The following is a 20,940-nucleotide window of genomic DNA, read 5'->3' as shown; positions in this document are numbered from 1 at the left end:
ATCACCCTTATTTATTCGAACACTTTATTACGCTTGTTTTTAATGAAAAAATACAGGCTTATTAATAAAAATAGTAATGTGAAGTAATAGAAAAATGCGGATAATGAATCTAAAAAGCTAATGTTTCTTTCTATTTCTTCTGTCGAGTAATTTTGAGAGATTAATTTATAATAATATGCATACAGGGCCCCGATAAAACCGTAACCGAGATTAAACATTAATCCTTTAAAACTGAGGACAGTTGCCCTGTTATGAGATTCAGTTTTTTTATTCAAATGATAGCTCACGAATATATTCATAGTCATTATAATAAAAATCAGTATGAGAGCAGGGATCACTCCATAAATTGACCAACCTAGGCTGATCCAGTAATAGGAAACCATTGTTGCCAGCCCCATTATGGCAATGAAAGCTTTTGGCTCCATTCGTTCTGCCAACCGTCGGCTATGCCCAGCCAATATAATTTTTACTACACTGATCCCCGCACCAATAAAGCCAAAGTAAAGAATCGGAATATCAATAGAGCGATAGTATTGGCTGTCCATGGTCAAAAACATTCGTGATGTATGCTCGAACAAGCTGTAATAAAGCATAATAAATAATACATAAGGTGTGGATAGCACCCACTTTCCAGCGCTGAATGTTAACTTTAAGCTTGCTGAGAGGGTTTCGCATCGACTGTTGTTTGAGGTGAAGCTGGTTTTCTCCTCTCTCATATTTAATGCCGCATAAATAGCTACCACAGCCACTAACAGCGTTGCATAGACGGGTATACGCATCAGGTCTCGAGTATTTTCAGGTGCTGGTAGCCCAACGAGTTGATATAGATTTGCCATGAAATGTACATCATACATTGCTGCTCCTACGAGAGTGACAATAATACCGACCGTGGAAGCGATACGGAGTTGAACTTGTAAAACTTGTGGCCAAGCAGACTCTTTACCTTGCTCCTTGAGTGTGTCGTATGCTAGGGCTTCATCAGCACCGCTTGCGAGAGACATAGCTAAACCACTTAGTATTCTGTTGATCAAAAAGACACCAAAGACTAGCGTGGTATTGCCTGTTGGGACAAAAGCAATCATTGCTATTTCGATAAACATAATGAAGGATGATAAAACAACTAGCTTCTTTCTTCCCAAAGTATCAGCAAAAGCACCAGAGGGGACTTCAGAAATGACGATGGTTGCAGCCCATATAACATTTAGCATGGCAAATTGAGAAAGGCTCAATCCATAATCTAAATAGAGTAGAGTAAATATAGGATAATAAAATCTTGCAAAATAGCTACATCGAAACATTAGGAAGTAACGGACATTTGGGATTTCAAGGATTTCTTTTAGTTTCATAGAACGTTATATCTTCGAATTTATAATTGTGTGTTTTATACCCAACTTACATCAAGATGTTAGGATTAGCGAGAATGGATTGTTTTTCAGGCAGGGTGACGATTTGAAGCGTTAGTCGCCTTAATCGAAAATTGGTCACGAAGCCTATAAATCAACTCTCCCTTTTGGTTTGCCACAGCAACAATTTCATTCTCAAACAATCTGTAAGCAACTCGCTATGCCAAGTTCAAGGAGGTTATGAATACCATCACGGTATTCAAAACTCTATACCAATGATGTCGATTTAAATAAACAAGTTGCTATCGCGGGAGCTCTACCATTTACCTTAGTTAGTATTATACAAGCCTTTTTTTTGCTAAAAGATATGGAAAAAAAACTGAAAGACGAAAAATAGCCGCTCTTGAAGTCGTGGTCTAATACGCAAAAACTCGATGTACATAGTGCCAAATGATGAGAGATACATAAACGTATCTCTCATCAACCTTCCAAGATCTGTTTTACACAGACGAGTGATTTATCTGAGCCAAATTTTTGATTAATCGGCTGTCGACCGGCTAACATACCATCTTCTGTAAATTCTAATTTCAATATTTGACCTCGTGCTGGTTCATCCCTTGATAGGAACTGCTGGTTTGCTAGAGTAGATAGCAGCCCTACCTCTTCCGTCATCGTTAGATGAAATATTATTTAACTCAAATACATGGAACTGTGAGCAAAACCAAAGCTAAAAAACTAAGAAGATAGGATAGACAGCTAAACGTAATTAAGTTGTGACATGTCTATGTTTTATTATTTAAATCAATGAATTAAAGTCTTAATCTTTACCTGTATGAGAGTAAAGAATGACAATGTATCCAGTCAAAATAATACTTTTGGGTTTGGCTTTATTTCTTCCTCACAGCGGGATTTTTGCAGCTATTACTCCTCCACCAGCTTCGTGGCAACCTGAGTACACAGTCAAAATTCTCGTGTTCAAAGATCAAACAGCTGACGTTGGTCAGGATTTTAAAGAGTATGCTAAAGCAAGAGTCTCTTATTTAAACTCTGTACTAAAACGCTCTCGTGCAAATATAAAAGCTCACTTAATAGGGGCTATTCCAATTACTGAGAGAACCTTTAAAACTGCAGAAGACTTTATGTCCGATGGATATGTAAGAGAAATGAAGCAAAAATTGGGTGCTGATATTGCTTTTCTTTTTGCTGATCTTGATTTTGGAATCTCACGATGTGGTCTCGGAGTAGTCACTACCTCAAATAGGGATGCTTTTTCCATCGGCAGAGCAGGGTATTGGTTATGTTTAAGTGGTGATACTTTTGTTCATGAAATTGGGCACAATCTTGGATTAATGCATACTTATTCTGATAGAAAAGATGATCAATATGCGGCTGGTTACGGCACTTTTTTTTGGGTAACAATGATGTCTTACTCGTTGCAACATGGTGGTCCTATCACTAAACATGTTTTTTCAAATCCAGCATTAAGTTGCGACAAATTTTACCAATGCGGTGATGAGACCTTTGCTGACGCTGTGCGTTTTATCAATGAAAATGCCAGTAGATTTACTAGGAATTATTAAAATGGGTAAGTTTATATTTGCTCTCCTGCTATTAGTGGCTTTTCTGCTTGTCGCACACCACCCTCGTCGTCGCCCGCTTCAGGTTGATTTCGTAGTAAGAGAGAAAGTGGAGCAACACTTTTCTACTGAAACAGACCCAAATAGTGATACGGGCAAGCTAAATACTACCCAATCAGTGGTACCGCTGAGTTATTCAAATGAGTATTCTGGTGTTGTCAGCATAGACGTTGCGAGCTTGGTTGAATTAACAATAGGTTCTAAAATAAGCTTGCAATTGCCTGGTGAGGATTATCAACTCAATCTCTCAGATATTTACCCAGATGAAGATAGAGTCATCTACGAGTTAGATGGTGAAGATGGAGCGCATAGCCTTTTCATATTCTTTAGCGAGACAGGACGCTCATACTTGCGCCTTGAGACAAAAACGACGCGACTTGAAACAGATCTCAATGCGAATGGAGTCGGAGAATTTTATAATCTAAAATCTGCATCCTCGAACGGAATATTTGCGTCTTTTGAGGATGACTTTCTGCTATTTTCTGAAAAATAAATCATCGTTACACAAACTCTATGGTATTTTTATAAAAACTCCATTGTGGTTAAAAAATGAATATTAATTTAAAGAAAATAGAGGTAAGTTCTCGCTATATTTTAGAAAACCTATTCACCTATTATATTTACGATATGTCTCAATATATGGGCTGGGATCCAAACTCAGATGGTCAATATACCTTTATACCCAAGTAACCTCAAGATGCTAGGTTCAGCGAGAATGACTTGCTTTACAGGCAAGGCAACGATTTGAAAATCTAGCCATCTAAATTGAAAATCGGTAACGCCGCATGTAAAGCATGGCAACTCGCCCTTTGGGAGCGTGCCACAGCGCTGATTTCATCGTCAAACAACTTGGTAAGAGACGGCTATTCCACTGCGTTATTTTCCTTGAACTCAACGCTGTGGCATCGCTCTGAATCCTGCATTTTGAAGTCACTTGGGTATATGCCTTCAACGCTGGATTCTTATTGGCTTGATCGAAATCACGTACCATATTTTATCTATGTTGATGATGTGCTGGCTGGATTCGCGCTAATAAGGCCCTATCCAACAAGCCCTGATAGGCTCGATGTCGAGCAATTTTTTGTTTTACGCAAGTACAAGGGACAAGGGGTTGGAAAAGAGGCATTTGAAGAAATTTTAAATATCCACCCCGGAAAATGGCAAATAAGGGTCTTAAAGGAAAATGAGCCTGCTTTGGCTTTTTGGAAATCTGTAGTGAGCCATAGAGTTGGAGAGAACTTTGAAGTATGTATAGATATCGATATTGATCTAGAAATGCATTTTATACGCTTTGATACTGAATAAGTAATCTCAGTGATAACTGTAAAGAATCAGGGTAGCCAGCAGCTACCCTGTATCGTGAGGCGACTTAGGTATGTATGCTCAATATCTGGGTAGTTAATTAAAATTGGTAGCTTACGTTTAACTCTACACTGCGCTCTGCGCCGTACCAACAATTATCATTGTCGTAGCAAGAGTAATACTCTTTGTCGAACAGGTTATTAGCAATGAGATTGACCGTTGCACCTTTCAGGATGTCATTTGCATACCCTAAATCATAACCCAGTGATAGATCGATGAGTGCGTAAGAGGGTACTTTACCAGTTGTATTCCTAGCATCACGTTCCATATTTCCGACATAACGTACCCCTCCACTCAGTCTTGTCCCAGCCAATGTGCCATCGAAGAAATGGTAGTTAGTCCATAAGTTGGCGCTGTGTTTTGGTACATAAATAGGGGTTGTTCCTTTTAGATCTTTATCAGCGCCAGCATCGGTGACTTCCATATCAAGATAGGTATAGGATGCACTGAAATCGAGATTATCCGTTGCATACCATTTCCCCTCAATTTCTATACCTTGAGAGACGACTTCTCCAATTTGTGTTTTCTGAAGAAAGTTACTTGGGTCAGCTGCCAGAACATTTGATTTTGTGATGTGGAATAAAGACGTTGTGAGGAACTGTGTTCCATCAACAGATTGATATTTTATACCCAGTTCAATTTGCTTACCTAATTCTGGGTCATAATTTTCACCGGTCGCACTGTTGGTACCTGCTAGTGGCTCAAAACTCGTTGCATAATTGATGAAAGGTGCAATTCCAGATTCAAACTCGTACAAAGCGCCGACGCGATACGAAAACTGTTTGTGTTCTGCCTTATTCGAAACGCCATTGTATTCATTGTTACCACGATAGTTGTCATAACGGCCACCTGCTATCAAGACAAGGCTATCATAGCGGATCTGGTCTTGGAGATAGATACCAATCTGGTCAACCGTCACCTTATCGATATTTCTGAGCTCTCCCCCCATATCATTGCGATCAATGTAGTTATGGTTTGGTGCAAATATATTATTCCAATACACTTTGTTAAAAGCTGTGTAAATGGATTCCCCATCGAGATTTTGGTAATCCATGCCCAACAAAATATTATGTTCGATGTTACCGGTTTGCAATAGACCAGAAAGTTGGTTGTCTATGGTAAAGCCCTTTGATGTTTCCTTGGTGCGGTATGCAGTAAGTCTTAAGTTGCCAGTATTCGGATCAAAATAATTGAAATCCCAGCTACCACTTGGTGTAGGGACGCCTCCGTGATAGGTATTTTCTTGCAGTAAAGAGGCATCGAGATAGCGTGCATTTTGTAAGAAGCTCCAACTGTTGTTGATTTCGTGGTTAATTTTATAACCAAACATAAGCACATCACGGTCAAAAGTACTCCAGCTCTTTGAACCGACCCAAGTTGAAGGAGACGTTGAACCATTAGAATTGGCAACAAACATCCCTGAAGAGGGGAGTGCAGAGTTGATGCCCATTGCTGGATCTTTCTGATAGTAAAGGTTAAAGTTTACCCAAGTCTTTTCATTTATTTGCCAGTCAATCGATGGAGCCAACAAATAACGTTCTTCTTTTGCCCCATCAACTTGACTATCTTTTTCTTTTGCCAATGCTAACAGGCGATATGAAACATCACTATCACCAAATTGCCCTGTCGTATCGATAGAACCTTCTTTTAAGTTATGCGTACCTGTGGCGAGTTCTAACTTGGTTTTTTTCTTTTGTTGGGGAGATTTTGCCACCATGTTTACCATACCGCCAGGTGACATTGCTCCATAGAGGACGGATGTGGGGCCTTTGAATATTTCAACTTGTTGAATCGCTATCGGGTCAATTTGTGGCTGAAGGTTCCATCCTTTCAATAGCGGCAGCATAAGCCCATCGTAATAGCTTTGTTCTGCTTTGAAGCCGCGTATTGTAAATGTGTCAAACATAGTTACGACACCACCGTCGATTTTCAGTTACAACACCTGGCGCGTAGCGCACCGCCTCACTCAACGATTCGACACCACGTTGCTCAAGCTGATCGCTATCAACCACAGTGATCCCTTGTGGCGTTTCTTCTGGTGCAAGTGCTGTTTTTGTTGCGGTATTTCGATAAGCTTTACCGAGCACAGAAATTTTTTCTAATTGTTCGGACTTTTTTGAGACCTCTTCACTCGCCAGAGTCGGCGCGGATAGCGCCGTTAGCAGTGCTATTGTCAATGTTGAGTGTTTAAATATTTTGCAAGTAATCATGTGTTCCTCAGTACTAATGCTTTTTTGAGAATAAATCTCATTTGCATTCTATCGACTTTTAAATGAGAAAGTTAACAATTTGGTGCAAAGTGAGTAGTAAAGGCTCTATAGCGATGTCATTTCTAGATGCAGGACACCGGAATCTTACTGCGGTGTTAGGTTTAACGAGAATAGTGGTTCCAAAAGTACGCTCTTTCCAAGTCTGTTAATCGATGAAATCAGGTTTTTGCCGCGCGATCACATTGAAAAAAGAGGGCGTAATTGATGTGCTCAGCTCGGTTTCCTATTCTGCTTGAGTCTACAACGATTTGAAGTGATTCTACATAATTTGGGCTGCTTGAGAAGCTATCCTCTGGTACTCTCACTGAAACCAACGTATTGAGGTGACTGAGATATAACAGAGGAATAACTCAACTAGTTTTATACGTAGAGATCATTTTCTGTAACTAAGATGAGCAACTATAATGGGAAACACCGCCAGCATTAAAAAACTCAAGTGGTCTTAATTTATAATATTTCTGCTCTATTTCCATCGATTGTTCTTGATATGGTTGAGCAAGAACCTCTTGCAGTTCTTTTATCAGTGAATAATCACCTTTTTTTGCTTGTTCATATGCAGGAACAATCAGCCATTCACGCCAAGTATATTTTGGGTTTACTTGTTTCATTTGAAGAGATAATTGCTTGGTGGTTAAGTCAGCGTTAAGTGATTGCTGCCACTGGTCAAGCCATGCTTGCCACTCTAATTCCAACTCTCCGGTTAGCTTGGTATAGAAGCATGTCTCTAGCTCTGAAATCTGTGTTGGAATCGTAGAGAGTTCGCGAAAGAATAGGGTATAGTCAATGTGGCTCTTTATCATCAGAGTGATTAATGAGTTAAATAACTCGTTATCATAAGTCTTTAAGCCAAGTTTTGTTGCCCACATTGTACTGACTTTTTCTTGCATAACGGCAGGAAAGCCTTCGATGACTTTGTCTAACTCACCTAAAGCAGAAGGTTTAGATTCCAGCAGGGGTCTTAATGCGTTACAGAAGCTTTTAAAGTTCTTTTCTGCACTGAAAGGTTGGTTAAAGAACGAGAAGTGGCGCCCACCGCCGGTCCAAGGCTGAAAATAAGGTTCAAAATATTCACAAAAACCAAATGGACCATAATCGAGTGTAAAACCACCGATTGCGCAGTTATCGCTATTGAAATTACCTTGGCAGTAACCCACACGTAGCCAATGGGTGATTAGTGACGTAAGTCGCTCTCGAAACTCGACCGCAAGGCGCACGAGTTTCTCCTCAAAGGGGAGCTTGGCATCAATGTGTTCTTTGTACTCTCGTTCAATGATATATAGAGCCAATATTTCAAGCTCTGCCATGGCATTTGGGTGCTCGTTGGCACGTGCTCGCCGACCAAATAGCTCTATTTGACCAACTCTGAGAAAAGATGATGCTACGCGGGTTGTTATGGCTACAGGGTTTGAGATCATTATATCTGGGTCTTCAGAGTGGGAACCCTCACGATACCAAGGACGATCAACGGTTTCAGATTGCGACACAAATAGGCTCAGAGAACGCGATGTTGGGATGCCTAAAGCATGCATATATTCTTGTGCGAGAAACTCTCTCACGCTAGAGCGCAGTACCGCTCTGCCGTCTGCACCACGACAATACGGAGTGGGCCCGCCACCTTTCAATTGCATTTCCCAACGTTGGTTGTTGATGACGCCTTCGTAGATTGAAATTGCTCGTCCATCCCCATACCCATTACCTGTTTTGAAAGGGCATTGCTGTACATACTCTGTGCCGAAGATTGACAGAGCATAGCCCGTTGCCCATCCCGTCGCTCGCATTGGTGCCGGTAAATGAGTCACATCACCAGAAAAAAGGCGAATGAATTCAGATGTATAAGCCAAACTGTTATCTAAGCCTAATTCTTTAAAAAACGTATGGCTGTGAGTGACATACATGGGCTCAGCGATAGCGGTTGGCTGAACAGGAACAAAGTGCCCAGAAAAGACTTGTCTTGGACGAAAATCAAAACCGTCTTGAGTTGAATCGGGGTCTGGTACAAGGGTATCAAGTAAAGAGTAGTCAGACGTTTTAGCAAAATCATCAAAGGTAGAAATGGTAGCGGGGGTTTGTGAAGTCTTCTTATTCGTCACTGTAATACTCCGTGAGATCAAACTGAACTAATAGCAATGTACGTGTACATAGTTGCTATTAGCTCAGAAAATGAAAGCTAGCGAATAGCCACCGCACCTTTTCCAACACCTTCAAAGGCGATGATTTTAACGGCGGCCTCTTTATTAACCGTTGTCTTGATTTCATCTGCAATATAGCAAGCAAGTAATTCTACAGTTGTATCCGTGGGAATAATTTCCGTTTCACTTTTTGCAATGGCTAACTCGAATTTACCCTGAGGAGCGGTATAGTGGAAAGCATAATGGCTCTCATCACTAATCTTTTCGGTTTTAGCAGCGAAGCTAAGCTCAGAGATGGTAACGAGGTCTTCTTTCGAGCCTAGGTAAATATCCTGCCATCGTTTAGCAAAATCGTGTTCTTTTTCTGTGCTGCGTTTACCGTCAATGAATATCTCAACAGGAGAGCGGTGGCCATGGGCAATACGTTGGCAGTTACCATCATGCTTCTTTAAGCCGTGGGTGTAATGATAAAATGCACCGCTAATATTCTCGTGACGAAGAGTAATCTCTATACCCGTCACATTACTAGGAAGGTGACGGCGTAAGATTTGATGGGCATGATTGATAATACTGTCTAGGGTGATGCTTTTTGTGTCGATTAAACAATAGGCTTCATCTGGGCAATGCAGGTGAATACTTTTACTTTTACGTGATACATCAAGTGAAGAATATCCTTGTGTACTTGGCCTGAATGTCACAGCATCACTTTGTGTTGGGATAAGTAGTCTGTGATCAATATGGTCATCGAGAAGTTGCTTAATCTGTTTTTTCACTCGGCCAAAGTCGAGCACCATGCTCATCTCGTTAAGTTCTCCATACATGGCAACATCGACAATCCAACTATCTCCCACAATCCCCCTTTGTTCACAGATGTATGAGGAATCGATAACGGTAAGATCTCTTACGAATAGGTTCAAGTTGAACTCCTTAATACTTTAATGAGATACGGGAGGCTGATTATTTTGTCAGCAGGCACTTCGTCTCATGACTTCGGGTGAATGAAATGGACAAGAAGCATGTATCAACACATGGGTAAAGTCCACCTTTTTCCCCATCTAATTTGTAAGAAAAGAACAAAGTTTACTCAGTTGCCAGTAAAAGTAACAAATAAGTCATTTATGTGAGTGTTCTTCGTAAAAGGACCGCCAGCCAACGGAGTTATTTTAAAGGTAGCATTCCCTCAAGAGAGCGACGTTTTTGAAATCTGTGGTTGTCAAGCCATTCCAATCTAACTTAATGGGCTATCTATTTATCATTAGAAACGAGATTGATACGTCATTAGCGTTCTCTAATGCCGTGGGAGTCTTTAGCGATTAAATTTGGATAGCGAACAATGACACATCACATTTTTATCGAAAGTTATGCTTTCAAACGATAGAGCAGATGTTCTAGATCATAGTTATTTCCTACAATTCTTACTCGTGCGTATTCACGACTCATCGATTTACAAGTCTCTTTAAAGTGGTGGCAAGATTCGACTAAAATTCCTTTGTCCTCAAACCATGCAGCCGCATTTTTACCCTCCATATAGACCATAAAAATGGGGGTACGTTTATCAGAATTAAGGGCAACGATCCCACATTCTTTGAATGCAGCGATCATTCTAGATTTTGTTGCTTGAGTTTGAGCGATGGATTGACTCATGAACTGTTTGGCACTCTCTAGGGCACTACAAGCAATCTTAATAGAAGGGATAGATGGGGTGAAGGGTATGGTGATTCGAGTCAAGTGACCACACAGTGATTTAGGCACAACGGCATAGCCCAAACGTATGCCTGCCATACCTAAGCCTTTTGAAAAACTTCTGACCACGATAATGTTATCTGATGTTTGTGTATCGCCAATCATAGATTCACTCATGTTCAAATAGTCTCCATATGCTTCATCAACGATCAGTAGGGTTGCAGCTTCTCTACAGGCTAGTTCGATCGCTTGTAGTTCCTGTTTTGGATAAACTTTACCAGAGGGATTATTAGGGTTATCGATATATACGACATCAGGCTTAGTGTTTATTATTGAACTAATCAACTCATCGCTATCATGAACAGCTAAATATTCTCCTCCAGATAATTTCCATTCCGATATCGCATCAACAAATTGTGGGCCAATTCCTATCATTCGCTTTGATTGTGAGTCTAAGAGCTTATTGAATAAGGTAGATAAAATAGGCATTGATCCATTCCCGAAAAATACGCACTCTGGGTCACAGTTTATGTATTTTGCAGTTTGAATTGACAGTTTCGCGATCCAACTAAAATCGTAATATTCATTTAGGTTTTGAAGAATATCGGCTGAAATATCACTATTGAGCTCTGGATGACCGTATGGGTTGGTGCCCAGTCTGCAATCGATAGTGTAAAGGTTTGAGATGTAAGACGCGTGACTGTTTTTAAGCGATTTATTGAATTTCACAAGCTGTTTTTGATACTTTTTATTTTTATAAGATAATGATTTTATTATGCTTTATAGTGATTGTTAATGCCAGTGTTTTATGAGGTAACAGAGCAAAGGCCATTGAATTTATCTTGTTCGGCGGGGAGAGAGGAACGATAGATATTGTTGAAATTATGTCACGGTGGGTAAGGTGATAGTAAACTCAGAACCAACATTGACCTGACTGGTTACCGATAGGCTACCACCCATTGCTTCAATGATTGAATAAGAAACGTAAAGACCCATACCAGTGCCTTCACCTACATCTTTTGTTGTATAAAAAGGGGAGAAAATTTTCTCCATTGAAGCTTCACTAATACCACACCCATTGTCTTTAACACGGATTTTGATGGACTGGCTATTTTCATCGTATTCAGTTGATAAATTAATGACCCCATGTTCATTCACTGCTTGCCCTGCGTTGATGATGAGATTAATAATGACTTGCCCGAGCCTTCGGCTATTTCCTCTCACCATCGGAATAGGAGTGAGTTCAAGCCGGAGTTGCGCTTGGTTCTTAATCTCTGGTGAAGCAATAACCAGTGTTTCTTCAATGGCTTTAATCACATCAAAAGCGGAGGTTTCGATTTGACCACTTTCCTGTGTGAATGACTTTAAGCTGCCGATGATGTCGTTGATTCTGTTGATGCCATCTTTTAGATCGCCAAAGATGTCATCAAATTCTTCCATGAGTTCACTAATATGTTGTTTTTTATGCCACTCGCAGACTTTTTTCACTTTTTCAATATTGTTAGGGTCAATGGACATATCCTGAGTAAGTTGAGATAAGGTTTGTAATAGATGGAGTTGTTCACTCAGAAAGTTCACGCTGCTATACACAAAGCTTATTGGATTATTGATCTCATGTGCCATACCCGCAGCGAGGAGACCGATTGAGGCCATCTTTTCTGAGCGAAGAAGGGATTGCTCTGCTTTTTCCTTATCTCGTCGTAGTTGTTCTGATTCCATTGCCAGTAACTTGGCTTGAACACTTAATAGGGTTTGGTCGGTGTAATCACGAAAACCTTTGACAGCGCTTACATGGTCTTGGGTGTAAAACCCTATTTGCTGATGTCCAAATGTGATGACTGCATCCTTTCCGGATGCTTTTAAGGGGCAATAAATCAATGAGTTTATCTCGGGTTTGACGCGTTCAAGAAGTTCGGAGGCACCCGTTTGAAGCTTTGCATTGATCACAGCGGTAGGTGAGCCAGAAATCACTTTTTTTAAAATAACGTTAACTGGCCAAGTGGTATTAATCAGAATGTCTTGGGTACTGGATGTACATCGCATGTAGCCAGGACTGTCTTGTTCTAGAACGAAAGCAACATCATAAGGGACGATATGAGTAAATATATCGTACATTTTTTGGTATAAGCTTTCAGAGCAGTCTGCTTCCAATACTGCTCGCATACCTCGCAAGAAAAGGTCGCTACGGTGCTGCGATTGTTCTGCTTGCTCTTTGAGGCGGTAAACGAGTTTGAGTTGTTCCGATAGATCTTCGTAATCTTGGCTCATGACCCAAATACAACTGCCGAAATCATTAGGTTACCATGTCGATTGACGCCATCAAGAAAACGTCCCTGTTCTCCGAAAGTATATGCGCCAGCAACGGGAATATCACCAATGCTGTTTCGTACTTTGTCGAGCATGGTTGAGATACTATCACTGACAGTCAGCATGCAACCCGCACAATAAATGATTAATATCCCTTTGGGCTCTGATCCTTCAGGCAGTAAGCCAATGGCATTGACTACCACTTTTTCCGCTCTTGATATTAAACCGTCAACACTTCCTTCCATAACGACAAGGCGGGTGTTTGGGCTGATTTCTGAAAAAAGAGTGAGAGCACCATCTTCAGTGACAGAGTCAGGATGTGATAAAAGGTATTCAGTAATGCCAAGTGAAGATTCTATTTCTTGTCCGAGAGGATATAAGGTTGTACTGGCTAAAACGTTACCTCCAGTAAGGCTTGATGCAATACTGTTGTCACTTAATTGATTATAAATAATGGCGGCTTGCTCATCATCCAATTGGTTTAAGATCCTGCCTTCGACATCGGTCGCTATACATTCTTTTTTTGTCGGCCTGTAACCAGAGCTGTAACTCATACCAATTGGAGTACTGGTGTGCAATACAGCAACTACGACTCTATCGTCACCGATATCTATGTGTGTACCTTGTTGCCACTGCCCGGTTACGTCATTGTCTGCTGCACTACCGCCAAAAACTGGAATATTGGGACCAATAACATCTGCAAAGCCCGCGAGCATTTCCTCTTCATTTCCTGGCGGCATAGCACACCAAACTAAAGCTGGACTCTCAAAAGAAACACCGCTATTTTCGAGTGCAGCCATGATAGCACTACTGGCCGCCTCCCTCGGGTTTTTCAAACTGATAGAATCACTCCCAACACCATAGTGTCCATCTGGGTCTTCTAATGCAAAGACAACCAGATCATTAAGCGAGTCATGCCCTGTGGCGTTACTGCCCAATGCGCCCAAGCAGGAACTCGCAAGTAGAATCGGGCAATCGTATGTCTCTGTGAGTGACGATTGAATGGAGGGCAACGGGTGGTCTGTATTAAAGAAGGCAAATATGGCACTTGGGTTTATGTCGCTTGAAGTGAGCTGCTGCAACGCATCATCAAGAAGCCGTTTGGTATCTTTATTTTTGGCAAAGGCAGTTTGTACTCTCACGCACTTGCTCCTATCTTAATTCTACCCTTACCACTCAAAACGACTAGATAACTTGTAACAAAGGTAGCAAAACTATCCCCTAATTGACTAAATCATAGACTAATAAGTTGATTTTGGCGAGTGAGCTACCGTCTCCATGTAACTGAATAATCAAGGCTTGCTGAAAGATAGCTAAAGGTTACTTTGGCATCAATCTTAAATATGCTGTTGTTCATATACACCATCACCGATTTTCAATTTAGATGACTAGATTTTCAAATCGTTGCCTTGCCTGTCAAGCAAGCCATTCTCGCTGAACCTAGCATCTTGAGGTTACTTGGGTATAAAAGTTACTTGGGTTTAGAATAAAATTCTGATAACTATGACTAAATATCAAGTGTATGAAGAATGTTTGCAACATACGGACATAGAACGTTAATAACTCATCACAGGGGGAACTGTGTAACATGTATAAGCAAATTCTTGAGTTTTGGTTTGATGAAATTGAACCGAGGCAATGGTGGCAAAAAAGTGACGACTTCGACCGTAATATTAGTGACAGGTTTGGTGAACTACACAATATGGCTAGAGCGGGGGAACTATTTGCTTGGCGAGAAACTCCACAAGGAGCCCTAGCAGAGATCATCTTACTCGATCAATTTTCACGCAATATTTATCGGGATAGCCCTGAGTCATTTGCATGTGACCCAATGGCCGTTGCGTTATCACAGTGTGCGATAAATCAGGGCTTTGACAGTCAATTGGGAAAAGAGCAGCGTGTTTTCTTTTACATGGCTTTCATGCATAGTGAGTCAAGAATAATACATCAGCAAGCCGTGAGATATTTTGAGAAACTGGGAATTGAAAGTTACTTGGATTTTGAAATGAAACACAAAGCGATTATCGATAAATTTGGCCGTTATCCTCACAGAAATCTTATTCTAGGGCGATCCACAACGAATGAAGAGTTAGAGTTTCTCAAACTTCCAAATTCGAGTTTTTGAACGTTTTTGAGGCACTCTCGATTCAGTTATAGGAAGGGGCTAGCTAATAGACGTTGCATCCAAAGCTGCCCCTTGCTACTTGTACTACTGAGTGATGCCACCTATTACTGCCGGCTCTTCTGTTACAATTGGCATTTGGCCGATATCAGCATTACCTTGAATGGCACTCGGAACTGGCACTGCTGGGTCTTGTAAAGTGAGACCTGCGCACTCTCCTGTGGCACTTTTCATTGTGTACTCAATGTCTGTAGCCTTAATGACATATTGGTTTGAGTTACCCATTAGTACCCCATCGGCTATTGAGAAAGCAGGTTGGTATCGGGCGCTATTTATTTTATTAGGTATGCCCCAGAGATCTCCATTTCCACCGTAGTTAATTAAAAACTTTTGCCCATTATAGGTATCTGCGTTGCCGCTGCGATCTTTTATATTGGAATGTTCATAGGCAATTTGGATAGGACGAGAAAAACTTACGATATTGCTTGAGTCATCTTTTAGCGCTGCCAGTTGGTTCCAATCGTTTATCCCTGTCTCCCATACATAGTATTCATTGGTAATATTAGGATCATACAGGTCATCAGCACTGCCGACACCAATACCCATTGGCCCGCTTCGTACCCCCCAGTTATGACGCGTACTTGCTATGTTACTCTGTGTTAGCGAAGCATTGTATCTTACGGGCTGTGAGTTGGTGACCCTGACTAGTGTAAGTGGATAGGGACCCAATGTTGAGAATGTATAATTGATGGGTCCAGGGCCTGTTTCAAATGGGCTACCTGCTCCTGAGTAGTCAGTCAGGTCTGACTGACCAAGTGTACCTTTCGGGCACCGATCGAAGCATGTTAACGTGATTGTTTCTGAGTTGAGTAACTCACCAGCCCCAGTTTCGCTCCCATTAATAAATGTTTGTTCGTAATATGTGATGATGTTACTTCCACCTCGGTATTTTACCTCACCACCCAGTTGGCTGGAATACATATGCAGCAGCCTGTTAACTACTATCGGTATTTGTTGATAAGGGCTCTCTGGGGTAATTTGAGGACCATTATTCTCCCATTTGAGTTTGCCCGTCTTATAGAAGCCATCCCCGGCAACACCATCTTCTGCGTTTGTCATGTATTGGACTACCCATTGATCGTAATTATTATCATTAAAAATATCATTATCCCAATAAGAGAATTGAATACCTCTGGCATTAATCAAGTTTATTGTGTTGATACTGTGTTTAATTAAACGACCCGGAGCGCTCACATATTGATAATTTTTTTCGATACCGTTGGTCTCTCCTATGACGGTATCACCATTATCTAGTGCCCCCTCCGTTTCAGTCCAGACTCCCCAATAGCCAGCGTACCCATAGCTTTCATAGCTCCCGTTATTATCACCATCATATTTGATTGAAAAGCCGCTGTTTATATCGACTTTTGCGCCTGTCGCTGCATTAAATAAATCGTATCGATGGACATGGCTGTCAAAATTGGTGCGGCTTAGGCAAGTACCACTGTTGTCTCCCGATTTGTAGGGTAAATTGTCAAAGTTACTATTTACGCTTTGTACCAGTACATTGGAGTCGTTGAAAGCTACAGCGTAGGATGTTGCGCCGTCTAAGGTATGACTAGTGCCTGTTAAAGCAATACCATTGGAGCGGTCACTGGACATGACGGCGCTCGCGCTTTGCTGGTAAGTATGAGCACCTTCGGTGCTTGTTTCAAAAAGAGTGAAACCTATTGAGTTTTCTATAGTATTGATTGTATTTACTTCACCGCCCCCGAGTTGATTGCTGGCTGTAAAACTATCAAAAAAATCGTAATTAAATCTAAACTGCCCAAAGGGGTTGTTCTCACTCGCACCTTCAGATATTTCTGCTTTAAACTTGATGGCTTGGGTTTCAATTCCTTCACCCATTTCCGGTAACCAGACATTCACGACAAGTGGTGAAAATTCATTTTGACGGGTTACATTAGTCACCGCCTTCATATACTTGGGCACATTGCTTGAGGCAGATGACTGTGCGGAGGCTCCATTTTCTTGACTATCAAAGCATGCGGCTTCATCTGCGAGTACCAAATAATTTCCCGCATTAGCAAATTGATGGGTATTAAATTGTGCGGTAAAGCAGAGTATGCTGTTCACGAGCTCTATTGGAGCCAATGCGTCATTCCATACATAGGAGGTGACTTTAGCATTGGTGTAAGCGGTCCCCGGGTCATTAAATGCGGCCTTTACCGATAATGGTGAAATTAGAGCAAGTATTAAAAATAAGTTATTCTGTTTCATTCGTCACGACCTCCAATTGTTCTGGTAAAACGAGTGAATTGGTCGAAACTCCACTTGCTCCATCGCTATCGCTGCAGGCTCCGATGAGTAGAGAAAGTGACAATAGAGCGAGTCCTTTGAATAGTTTTTTATGCATAATCCCTCCACGTATTTAGCTTGAAGTAATACTCGCTTTCAAACGAGTAAAACCGAGTACAACCCAAAGTAAAGTTCACAACGTCTAAGTATAATGGAGAGATTTTCGTTAGCTAAAAATTAAATTTTTTATACATTGTTTCAATAAATAAGGTCTTTTTTTTCTTAGTGTTTTTTGGGGGGGATTAAAGCTAAGTGTCTGCTCTACGCGAGCGACATTTACTCAAGTGCTTTCAGGACTTAGAACATGGCCATATACTCTAATTTAACTTGTTATTTTCAGTACGAAATACACTTTACTCGGTTTATTAGAATCGTAGTTCGCCTCCCTAACAATTACGTGGCCAGCCGGACTTGTAAGTTTGTCAAATTCTGTCTTTACTAATTAAGTAATATTTTATTTTTTTGTTCTTGGCCAGCTGTAAACTTGGGTGGGTCTATATTGTTTAGTCCGGTTCTTAGTCAAACAGAAAAGTCTTGTGCTGCTGGGGCTGTTAGCAATTGTTCAGTAGTCCGGAAACAGACAACTGCCAATAAAGGTGCGTGGAAATATCCAAGATGAATTCAAATGATAAAAAACGTACTTTTCCTTTTCGATTAACTATCGGTCTTTTGCTTATCTTCGTGGCAACCTTGACAGCTGCAGTTGCACTTTTTGTTCAATTCAACCTGATATATAAGACGCTCGAGGAAAATCAGCTCGAGCGCTTTTCTTCTGTAGCGCAGCTAGTCTCTAAAAATATGGAAAGGACCGACGACCGCATGCGAAGAGTAGTGGCGACTCTTTCGCATGTTATTGACCCTAATCTTGACGATATTCATTGGCAAACTATCTTTGTTACTACCCTTGAAGCGACCCCCGATTTATATAGTGTGTATTTTAGCAATTCGGATGATGACTATTTTCAAATAATAAATTTAGATGTTGTAGAAACACTAAGGGAAATTGTGGGGGCGAAGTTAGATGAAAGATGGCTTTCAGTCACTATTAAATGGGAGACGGATAAAAAAAGAATACGAACTTTCTCTTTTCTCGATAAGGATCTCAAGGTGCGCAGAGTCCAAAGATCAGTTAGTGGTTACTACCCCTCGTTGAGACCGTGGCATCAAAAAGCACAATTAGGTGGGGTAGTAAAAACAGAGCCATACGTGTTTGCCCAAGTGCCAGAGCCTGGGCAAACCTATGCTTCTCTCAATGAAGCGGGTAATGCTGTTATTGGTGCTGATATTCTAATTACTTCTCTTTCTGCAATTCTCAACCGGACTTTTGACAGCCAACCTAGTGATGCTTATGTTTTTCGTCAAACTGGTGAATTATTGGCGGATACTAACCCTGCGTTAAAAGAAGAGCGCTTGCCTCAGTTGAAATCATTACCGATGACCGAGGAGGAAAAAGCTCTAGTAACCAGCCTAAATCCTTTGCGCATTTCAAACCAGAGAAATTGGGCTCCCATTGACTACAGCGTTCTTGGTGAGCCTAGAGGTTATGGGATTGATATGGTCAGAATGATAGGTCAAATGACAGGCATCGAATGGCTCTACGTCAACGGATTAGATTGGACCGAGTTCCTTAACCAATTCAATAGTGGAAAAATTGATGCTTTACATTCTCTTCAGCGCCATGAAGATGGCTACGCTAAAGGCGTGTTTAGTGATAAGCTTTTTTCCCTACCTTTTGGAATGTTAGTACCAGAGGAATTCACTCATATAACAGATCTCAATGAATTCAATGGAAACCAAGTTGCCATACTTGCAGGTTGGTCAATCATCCCAAAACTGAGGAAGAATTATCCTGAGATAGAGTTAGTTGAAGTTGAAGACACTTATAAAGCGTTATCTCTTTTAAAATTAGGTGCAGTTGATGGTTTTATTGATAGTGTTGCTATATTGGAATTCGCAGTTAATCAGTATTTTACTGAGGGGCTCTCTATCATACAAAATGTAGCGCCTTTTGACCAAGGATTTGAAACTCGATTTCATATTGCTTTGACTGAAAATTATAAAGTATTGATTCCTATTATTAACAGAGCCATTGCAAACATTGGCAAAGTAGAGCACGAATTATTGCTAAATCGATGGTTGGGTGACACGGTAGCGACTCAACATAGAGTCATTCCTCATGCCGTTTTTTACGACTTAATGGCTTCACCTTCTCAATATGATAGTTTGGTGAAAACGAGAACAAAAGCAGGTGATACTTACGTTTACATACAACCAGTGGGTGCCTCTTCCCCAAAAGAGTTTTTGGCGATTACTTTGCCTGTTAGTGTGCTTGAAAATCAGGTGATGGGTCAAGTTATTGTTGCTACAGGGATCTCTGGATTGTTTATGCTCCCAACGCTTTGGTTTGCGTGGCTTTCCGGTATCCCAATTAGCAAGCAAATTCGAGAGCTTAAGGTAGAGACTCGCAAAATCCAGAGACAAAAATACGACTCTCTACAACCTGTTGAGAGCCGAATTCGGGAAATTTCTCAGTTATCCGAGTCCGTAGAGGAGTTGGCAGAGCAACTGCAAACACATGAAAAACAGCAAGATGCTTTATTAGACTCCATTGTGCAAATTATCGCACGAGCCATTGATGATAAATCGCCTTACACTGCAGGTCACTGTAATCGTGTCCCCGTGATCGCTTCCATGCTTGCTAGGGCTGCAGAGGCTGAAACCTCAGGTTCTCTAGCGAGTTTTAATTTTAATAACGAACAAGAAAAACGTGAATTCCAATTGGCGGCATGGCTACATGATTGTGGCAAGATAACCGTACCTGAACATATTGTTGATAAAGGCACGAAGTTGGAGGCGAATTATAATCGCTTGCATGAAATTCGTATGCGCTTTGAGGTGATAAGGCGTGATATTACGCTTACTGGTTTCGAAAAAAAGGCAAGCGGTGAGCCAGATAACCAAGTCGAATTATGGATGAATGAACAATATGCTCGATTGCACGAAGAGTTTGAGTTTATTGCTTCACTAAATATTGGCGATAAGCTGGTATCTGAGGAAGATAAAACAAGGTTAAAGCAAATTGGCTCACAAACTTGGACGCGATACTTTGATGATAGGATTGGCTTATCACCGGTTGAAAAGGATCGTTTATCTATTTCCCATACTGAACAAACGCTGCTCAAGGACCTTCCAGAGCACAAAATACCCAGATATCATCCGCCTTGTTATGACTTTGGCATAAAAATGAAAGCACCAAAATACCTGAGTGATTTGGGAGAAGTTTATAATCTCTCTATTTCAAGAGGAACCCTAACAGCAGAAGATCGTTATCGCATCAACGAACATATGGTAAGCGGTATTAAAATGCTGGAGAGCTTGCCTTTCCCCGACGAATTAAAGCAAGTCGCGCGACTCGCTACTACCCATCACGAGACACTTGCAGGAACCGGGTATCCGCGCCAGCTTACTGCAGATGAACTTTCGACTAAAGAGAGAATTTTGGCGATTGCTGATATATTTGAGGCTTTAACGGCGGCCGACCGTCCTTATAAAAAGGCATTTAAGCTCAGCAAAGCGATCGCCATAATGGAAGACATGGTAAAAAATCAGCACATAGATGGTGAGCTCTTTTCCTTATTTATTAAAAATAACTTACACATTAATTACGCCAAACGTTTTTTAAACCCGGATCAGATAGATGTTGAGGAAAACACTTAGATCATTACAGTG

The 20,940-nt window shown here is 41.0% G+C and carries 14 protein-coding genes and 1 pseudogene; 6 read left to right on the top strand and 9 right to left on the bottom strand.

The annotated features are described in order from the left end of the window. Positions 1–11 precede the first annotated feature (11 nt). Entirely contained in the window at positions 12–1,346 is a 1,335-nt protein-coding gene (locus tag RH40_RS00805) for an MFS transporter (RefSeq protein ID WP_009599337.1), read from the bottom strand. A gap of 848 nt (positions 1,347–2,194) precedes the next feature. On the opposite strand from RH40_RS00805, the gene RH40_RS00795 reads away from it, so the two are divergent. From RH40_RS00795 to RH40_RS00785, 4 genes are all read left to right on the top strand, one after another. Then, positions 2,195–2,923, top strand: a complete 729-nt coding sequence (locus RH40_RS00795) for a zinc-dependent metalloprotease family protein (RefSeq protein ID WP_009599335.1) — start codon at positions 2,195–2,197, stop codon at positions 2,921–2,923. Between the two features lies 1 nt (position 2,924). Then, positions 2,925–3,473: a hypothetical protein gene (locus tag RH40_RS00790; RefSeq protein WP_009599334.1), complete on the top strand. Its 549-nt coding sequence runs from the start codon at positions 2,925–2,927 to the stop codon at positions 3,471–3,473. 56 nt (positions 3,474–3,529) lie between these two features. Then, the gene (locus tag RH40_RS20765) at positions 3,530–3,670 is read left to right on the top strand and encodes a hypothetical protein (protein WP_158091812.1); all 141 of its coding nucleotides are present in this window, start codon (positions 3,530–3,532) and stop codon (positions 3,668–3,670) included. A gap of 75 nt (positions 3,671–3,745) precedes the next feature. Continuing rightward, positions 3,746–4,285, top strand: coding sequence for a GNAT family N-acetyltransferase (locus tag RH40_RS00785; protein WP_009599333.1), 540 nt, complete (start codon positions 3,746–3,748; stop codon positions 4,283–4,285). A 97-nt stretch (positions 4,286–4,382) separates the two neighbouring features. Here the strand turns inward: RH40_RS00785 and RH40_RS00780 are convergent. The 6 genes and pseudogenes from RH40_RS00780 to RH40_RS00755 all read right to left on the bottom strand — a co-directional run bounded on the left by RH40_RS00780 (position 4,383) and on the right by RH40_RS00755 (position 13,873). Beyond that, positions 4,383–6,552: pseudogene (locus tag RH40_RS00780) on the bottom strand (TonB-dependent siderophore receptor). 446 nt (positions 6,553–6,998) lie between these two features. Further along, positions 6,999–8,702, bottom strand: a complete 1,704-nt coding sequence (locus RH40_RS00775; RefSeq protein ID WP_009599330.1) for a protein adenylyltransferase SelO — start codon at positions 8,700–8,702, stop codon at positions 6,999–7,001. Positions 8,703–8,779: 77 nt separating this feature from the next. Further along, a complete protein-coding gene (locus tag RH40_RS00770; RefSeq protein ID WP_009599329.1) occupies positions 8,780–9,658 on the bottom strand; it encodes a 6-carboxytetrahydropterin synthase in 879 nt (292 codons plus the stop codon). A 442-nt stretch (positions 9,659–10,100) separates the two neighbouring features. Continuing rightward, on the bottom strand, positions 10,101–11,153 hold the full coding sequence (locus tag RH40_RS00765; protein WP_009599328.1) for an aminotransferase class I/II-fold pyridoxal phosphate-dependent enzyme: 1,053 nt from the start codon (positions 11,151–11,153) through the stop codon (positions 10,101–10,103). A 153-nt stretch (positions 11,154–11,306) separates the two neighbouring features. Next, entirely contained in the window at positions 11,307–12,692 is a 1,386-nt protein-coding gene (locus tag RH40_RS00760) for a sensor histidine kinase (protein WP_009599327.1), read from the bottom strand. Then, complete coding sequence (locus RH40_RS00755; RefSeq protein WP_009599326.1) at positions 12,689–13,873, bottom strand: FIST signal transduction protein; 1,185 nt, start codon at positions 13,871–13,873, stop codon at positions 12,689–12,691. Before RH40_RS00755 ends, RH40_RS00760 begins: the two co-directional genes overlap by 4 nt. A gap of 446 nt (positions 13,874–14,319) precedes the next feature. Between RH40_RS00755 and RH40_RS00750 the strand changes: the two genes are divergently transcribed. Further along, positions 14,320–14,856 carry a DUF924 family protein gene (locus RH40_RS00750; protein WP_009599325.1) on the top strand — a complete coding sequence of 179 codons (537 nt, stop codon included), beginning with the start codon at positions 14,320–14,322 and terminating at the stop codon, positions 14,854–14,856. 84 nt (positions 14,857–14,940) lie between these two features. Here RH40_RS00750 and RH40_RS00745 read toward each other — a convergent pair whose 3' ends face one another. Continuing rightward, entirely contained in the window at positions 14,941–17,133 is a 2,193-nt protein-coding gene (locus RH40_RS00745) for a hypothetical protein (RefSeq protein WP_009599324.1), read from the bottom strand. After that, positions 17,120–17,269, bottom strand: coding sequence for a hypothetical protein (locus tag RH40_RS20760; RefSeq protein ID WP_009599323.1), 150 nt, complete (start codon positions 17,267–17,269; stop codon positions 17,120–17,122). The genes RH40_RS00745 and RH40_RS20760 overlap by 14 nt, the downstream gene beginning before the upstream one ends. A 557-nt stretch (positions 17,270–17,826) precedes the next feature. Between RH40_RS20760 and RH40_RS00740 the strand changes: the two genes are divergently transcribed. After that, positions 17,827–20,928: an HD domain-containing phosphohydrolase gene (locus RH40_RS00740; protein ID WP_009599322.1), complete on the top strand. Its 3,102-nt coding sequence runs from the start codon at positions 17,827–17,829 to the stop codon at positions 20,926–20,928. Positions 20,929–20,940 lie beyond the last annotated feature (12 nt).

Origin of the sequence: Vibrio caribbeanicus ATCC BAA-2122 (assembly GCF_000165125.1) — a bacterium.
GTDB classification, from domain to species: Bacteria; Pseudomonadota; Gammaproteobacteria; order Enterobacterales; family Vibrionaceae; genus Vibrio; species Vibrio caribbeanicus.
The sequence above is the reverse complement of the archived record's forward strand: the minus strand, read 5'-3'. Positions and strand labels throughout refer to the sequence as shown.

Coding starts and splice junctions, on each gene's coding strand:
- RH40_RS00805 (WP_009599337.1), bottom strand. CDS start 1,346: ATGAAACTAAAAGAAATCCTTGAAATCCCAAATGTCCGTTACTTCCTA.
- RH40_RS00760 (WP_009599327.1), bottom strand. CDS start 12,692: ATGAGCCAAGATTACGAAGATCTATCGGAACAACTCAAACTCGTTTAC.
- RH40_RS20760 (WP_009599323.1), bottom strand. CDS start 17,269: ATGCATAAAAAACTATTCAAAGGACTCGCTCTATTGTCACTTTCTCTA.
- RH40_RS00795 (WP_009599335.1), top strand. CDS start 2,195: ATGTATCCAGTCAAAATAATACTTTTGGGTTTGGCTTTATTTCTTCCT.
- RH40_RS20765 (WP_158091812.1), top strand. CDS start 3,530: ATGAATATTAATTTAAAGAAAATAGAGGTAAGTTCTCGCTATATTTTA.
- RH40_RS00750 (WP_009599325.1), top strand. CDS start 14,320: ATGTATAAGCAAATTCTTGAGTTTTGGTTTGATGAAATTGAACCGAGG.
- RH40_RS00740 (WP_009599322.1), top strand. CDS start 17,827: ATGAATTCAAATGATAAAAAACGTACTTTTCCTTTTCGATTAACTATC.
- RH40_RS00790 (WP_009599334.1), top strand. CDS start 2,925: ATGGGTAAGTTTATATTTGCTCTCCTGCTATTAGTGGCTTTTCTGCTT.
- RH40_RS00745 (WP_009599324.1), bottom strand. CDS start 17,133: ATGAAACAGAATAACTTATTTTTAATACTTGCTCTAATTTCACCATTA.